Origin of the sequence: Streptomyces otsuchiensis, from assembly GCF_004305975.1 — a bacterium.
Classification (GTDB): Bacteria; Actinomycetota; Actinomycetes; order Streptomycetales; family Streptomycetaceae; genus Streptomyces; species Streptomyces otsuchiensis.
In genome coordinates, this window is record NZ_BHZI01000334.1 from 1 (window position 1) to 5808 (window position 5808).

At 73.4% G+C, this 5808-nt stretch carries 3 protein-coding genes; all 3 read left to right on the plus strand.

All coding sequences use genetic code 11. The features are described 5' to 3' along the window. The coding region (locus E0D90_RS22985) for an SDR family oxidoreductase (protein WP_438827437.1) at positions 1 to 1212 on the plus strand (1212 nt) is incomplete at its 5' end. Between the two features lie 35 nt (positions 1213 to 1247). Continuing rightward, complete coding sequence (locus E0D90_RS22990) at positions 1248 to 2831, plus strand: PfaD family polyunsaturated fatty acid/polyketide biosynthesis protein (protein WP_130799919.1); 1584 nt, start codon at positions 1248 to 1250, stop codon at positions 2829 to 2831. A gap of 56 nt (positions 2832 to 2887) precedes the next feature. Continuing rightward, positions 2888 to 5808: type I polyketide synthase (locus tag E0D90_RS22995; protein WP_170215036.1), on the plus strand; the 2921-nt coding region annotated here is incomplete at its 3' end.

Here is a 5808-nt window from a genome sequence, read left to right on the forward strand (position 1 = left end):
ACCCCGCACCCCGCACCCCGGTCAGGGACCGCCCCTCTCACCGCCCTTGGAGCCGCGCTCGTGCACGTCGCCCTCACCGGCGCCACCGGATTTCTCGGACTGCGCCTGTTACGTCGCCTGCTCGACACGCATCGGTCGGTGACGGTCCTGGCCCACGCCGGGTCGGGTGACGCTCTGCACCGCATCTCCAGGTTCTTCGAACTGACGGGCTCCCCGGAGGCGTTCATCGCCCAGCTTCCGCGCCGGCTCAAGGTGGTGGAGACCGATCTGGCGCTGCCGCGGCTGGGGCTGTCCAGGCGGGTGTTCCAGGAGCTGGCCGACAGCCTCGGCACGATCTGGCACGGCGCGGGCAGCATCAATCTGGAGGGAGACCTGCCCGAGCTGCGGCGGACCAACGTCGAAGGCACGCGGCACGTACTGGAGTTGGCGGCGGCGGGTCGAGGGGCCCCCGTGATCCGTCACGTCAGCACCGCGTTCGTGGCCGGTGGCCGGCGCACCGGGGTGGCGTACGAGGACGAACTGGAGGACGCCGACGGCTTCGAGAACGCCTACGAGCAGTCCAAGTACGAGGCGGAGCTGCTGGTTCACGCCTGGTCCAGGGAGCACGGCCGCGGGGTTCTCGTCCTGCGGCCCAGCATTCTGGTCACGGACCAGCCGCCGCACCCCGAGCTGCCCTCGCACCCGCTGCAGGTCATCGAGCGGATCCTGCGGGACGCGCGACAGGCGGCGGGCGAGCCGCACGGCCCCGGGCAGGACGGACGGCTCCCCGTCCGGACGGTGGGCCATCCGCACGGCCGGCTGAACCTGCTGCAGGTGGACCACGCCGCCGACCTCATGGTGCGGCTGGCCGGGCTGACCCCGTCGGGCGGGGTCGACACCTACCACATCGTCCATGACCGCGACGTGCCCGTGCCGACGGTCGTGGCTCTCCTGGAACGGCTGGTCCCGCTCTCGATCGACCTGGTCGTCACCAGGCCGGAGGCCCCGTCGGCGATGGAGGCGCTGCTGGACTTCTACCCGGGGATGACGGCCTATCTCGCCCACCGGCGGCGCTTCGACGACACCCGGGTCAGAAGCCGTCTCGGGCCTTCGGCGGCGTGCGCCCCCGTAAGCCTCGACTACCTGTGGTCCGGCCTGGCCGCGAGGGGCACGGTCCTCCCCCGGCCCTCGGCGCCGGCGCCGGCTCTCCTCCCCTGCTCCTCGTACAGCTGACCAGCACACGACCTCTCCCCGTTGGAGCCTCATCCGTGTCTGTCCCCGCAGCCCTCGGCCCCCCAGCCGCCTCCCCGCCGGTCTTCTCGCCCGAGGGGATCACGGCCCGTGTCCGGCAGATCCGGGAACCCGTCCATGTCGTCAGCGGGCCGGACGGCCGGGAGCTGGGGATCGCGACCGGTGCCGTACCCGCCGGCCCGGTACTCGGTACGCTGCCGCCGCTGTACCCGGAATGGCTCGGCGGTCGCACGTTCTGCGAGGCGCACGGCGTCCGTTTCCCCTATGTCGCCGGTGAGATGGCGAACGGCATCGCCACCACCCGGATGGTCTCGGCGATGGCCCGGGCGGAGATGATCGGCTTCTTCGGCGCGGGCGGTCTGGCCTACCCCGAGGTGGAACGGGCGGTGCACACACTGGCGCACGAGCTGGCGTCCCGCCCGAACTGGGGCGTCAACCTCATCCACTCACCGGCCGAACCGGCGCTGGAGTGGCGTGTCGCCGAGCTGCTGCTGCGCTGCGGTGTCCCCCGGATCTCCGCGTCGGCGTTCATGGAGCTGACCCCGGCGGTGGTGCTGTGCTCGGCCCACGGGCTGCGACGGGGCGGGGACGGCGGCATCGTCCGCAGCACGCGCCTGCTCGCGAAGGTCTCTCGGCCCGAGGTGGCCGAGCGGTTTCTGTCCCCCGCCCCGCCCGCGCTGCTGGACGCCCTCGTCACCCAGGGGAAACTGACCCGCCAGGAGGCGGATCTGGCGGCCCTGGTGCCGGTGGCCGAGGACATCACCGTGGAGGCGGACAGCGGTGGGCACACCGACAACCGGCCGTTGTCGGTCCTGCTGCCGAGGATCGCCGCCCTGCGCGACGCACTGTGCCGGCGCTTCGGCTACCGGCGGACGGTCCGGCTCGGCGCGGCCGGCGGGCTCGGCACACCGGACGCGGTGGCCGCCGCCTTCGCTCTCGGCGCCTCCTACGTGGTGGTCGGATCGGTCAACCAGACGGCCGTCGAGGCGGGTCTCTCCGACGAGGCCAAGGCCATGCTGTGCGACGCGGACGTCGCCGATGTGGCCATGGCGCCGGCGGCGGACATGTTCGAACTCGGCGTGAAGCTGCAAGTGCTCTCCCGGGGGACGATGTTCGCCCAGCGGGCCGGCCGCCTCCACGCGGCGTACCGGGCCCACGGTTCGCTGGAGGAGATCCCGCCGGCGCTGCGCGCCTCCGTGGAACGCGACGTGCTGGGCGCCCCGTTCGAGGAGATCTGGCAGCGTACGCGCGCGTTCTGGGAGCGGCGCGACCCCTCGGAGATCACCCGCGCGGAGGCCGACCCGAAGCACCGCATGGCCCTGGTCTTCCGCTGGTACCTGGGCAGTTCGAGCCGGTGGGCGATCACCGGCGAGGCGTCGCGGCGGGCCGACTTCCAGATCTGGTGCGGGCCGGCCATGGGCGCCTTCAACCGGTGGGTGGCGGGCACCTACCTGGCCGAGCCCGCCCACCGGTCCGTGGTGCAGATCGGGCTCAATCTGCTCGAAGGGGCCGCGGTGCTCACTCGCGCCCATCAACTGCGCACCTACGGCGTTCCCTTGCCGTCCGAGGCGTTCACCTACGCACCGTGCGAGCTGGCGTGAGCGGCCCCGGCGCCCCCGAGGCGTCAGAGACGGGGATCGGGCCTCGGGGAGAGACCTTGGCGGGCTCCACGCCCCGCCGGCTCCCCGTCGCCGTGGTCGGCGTGGGCGCCCTGGTGCCGGGCGCGAGCGACGCGGCCGGCTACTGGCGGATCGTGACCGGCGGCCGTGACCTGATCACCGAGGTGCCCGCCACCCGCTGGCGGGTGGAGGACCACTACGACCCGGACCCGGCCGCCCCCGACAAGACATACGCCCGCAGAGGCGCGTTCCTGTCCGAGGTGGACTTCGACCCGCTGGCCTACGGGGTGCCTCCCGCCAACCTTCCGGCGACCGACACCTCCCAGCTGCTCGCCCTGATGGTCGCCGACCAGGTGCTGACGGACGCCGGCGGCTTGGCCTCGGTGGACCGAGACCGGACCGGTGTGGTCCTCGGCGCGGCCGCCCTCGAACTCCTTCCGCACATGTACGGGCGCTCCCAGCGCCCCATGTGGCTCGCGGGTCTGCGGGAGAGCGGGCTCGGAGAGGCCGAGGCGCAGGCGGTGTGCGACCGCATCTCGGCCCGCTTCGAGCCGTGGCGGGAGTCGTCCTTCCCCGGGCTGCTCGGCAACGTGGTCGCGGGCCGCATCGCCAACCGGTTCGATCTGCACGGCGTCAACCACACCACGGACGCGGCCTGTGCCAGCTCCCTGGCCGCCCTGTCGACGGCGGTCGCCGAACTGTCCCTGGGCCGAGCCGACCTGGTGATCAGTGGTGGGGTGGACACCGGGAACGACATCGGCATGTTCCTGTGCTTCTCCAAGACGCCCGCGCTGTCCCCCAGTGGGGACTGCCGCCCGTTCTCGGACGCCGCCGACGGAACCATGCTCGGCGAGGCCGTCGTGATGTACGCGCTGAAGCGGTTGCCGGACGCCGAGCGGGACGGTGACCGGATCCACGCGGTGATCCGGGGCATCGGCAGCTCGTCGGACGGCAGGAGTACGACGATCTACGCCCCGCTGCCGGAGGGCCAGAGCCGGGCTCTGCGACGCGCCTACGAGGAGGCCGGCTACGGCCCGGAGACCGTGGAGCTGGTCGAGGCGCACGGGACCGGCACGAAAGCCGGTGACACCGCCGAACTGGCGGCGCTCACGGAGGTGTTCGGTGAGTCGGGCCGTGCGGACGGGCAGTGGTGCGCGATCGGTTCGGTCAAGTCGCAGATCGGCCACACCAAGTGCGCGGCGGGAGCGGCCGGGCTGCTGAAGGCGGTCATGGCCCTCCACCACAAGGTGCTGCCGCCGACGGTCAAGGTCGAACGGCCCAATCCGGCGGTCGCAGCCCCGGACAGCCCGTTCTACGTCAACACCGAGACCCGCCCGTGGGTGCGGGCGGCCGGCCATCCGCGCCGGGCGGCGGTGTCGAGTTTCGGCTTCGGCGGCAGCAACTTCCATGTGACGCTGGAGGAGTACGCGCCGTCTTCCGCGCCGGGCCGTGCGGCCCCGCGCCACCGCTCGGCACCGAGCGAGCTCGTCCTGTTCGGTGGCGCCTCCCCGGCGGACCTGGTCCCCCCGCCGGCGGACGACGCTGTCTCGCTGGCCGAGCTGGCACGGGAGAGCCACGCCTCGTTCTCGCCCTCCGCCCGGGTGCGGCTGGCCGTGGTCGCCTCCGATGTCCCGGATCTGCGGGAGAAGTACGCGCAGGCCCTCGCTCTGATCCGGCAGCGCCCCGACGCGGCGTTCTCGACGCCCTCCGGTGTCCGCTACGCGTGCGGGGAGACCGCGCCGGGCCGTATCGGCTTCCTGTTCCCGGGGCAGGGCTCCCAGTACGTGGGCATGGGCGCCGACCTGGCGATGCTGGCGCCGGCCGCCCAGGCGGTGTGGGACCGGCTGGGCACCACCCGCTTCGGTGGACAGCCCCTGCACCGGGCCGTGTTCCCGCCGCCCGCCTTCACCGACGAGGAACGCGCCGCCCGGCGGGGGCTGCTGGACGCCACCGAGTGGGCGCAGCCCGCCCTGGCGGTGCACTCACTGGCGCTGCTGGAGGTGGTGCGGGAACTGGGGCTGCGGCCGGACTGCGTGGCGGGCCACAGCTTCGGCGAGCTGGTGGCGCTGCACTGTGCGGGTGTGCTGGACGCCGGGTCGCTGGTGGGTCTGGCCCGTCGGCGCGGCGAGTTGATGCGGGACGCGGTGGGCGCCCCGGGTGCGATGCTGGCGGTGACGGCGGACCGGGCGCACGTGGCCGAGGTGCTGGCCGGTGGCGGGTTCGGCGACATCTGGCCGGTCAACCACAACTCCCCCCGCCAGGTCGTGCTTTCGGGATCGCTGACGGCGGTCACGCGTGCCGAGACGGCGTTCTCGGCCGAGGGGGTCGACACCCGGCGGCTGGCCACCTCGACCGCCTTCCACAGCCCGCTGGTCGCCCCGGCCGTCGAGCCGCTTGCCGCGTATCTGCGCACGGTGCCGCTCGCGGAGCCCGTGATCGAGGTCTACGGCAACACGGACGCGGCGCCCTATCCCGCGTCCCCCGACGAGGTGCGCGCCCGGATCGCCGGTCACCTCGCCGCACCGGTGCTGTTCCAGGAACAGATCGAGGCGATGTACACGGCGGGGGTCCGGACCTTCGTCGAGGTCGGCGCGGGCACGGCGCTGACCGGTCTGGTCGGGCAGATCCTCGGCGACCGCGCGCACGCGGCCGTTCCCCTCGACCGGCCGGCCCGGCACGGAGCCGACACCCTGCACGCGGCGCTCGGCGAACTCGCCGTACGCGGCGTACCCCTCGATCTCGGCACTCTCTGGACGTCGTACGCCGCGGACAGAACCTCAGCGAAGGAGCGCGAGCCCCGAATGACCGTGAAGATCAGCGGAGCCAACTACGGTCAGCTGCCGCCGGCCCCAGCCGCGCCGGCCGAACCACCGCCGGCCGCGGAACGTGCGCAGGAACACCGGCCCGAGCCCGTCCCCGTCCCCGCATCCGCGTCCCGCACCCCGGGGGCCCCCAGGAC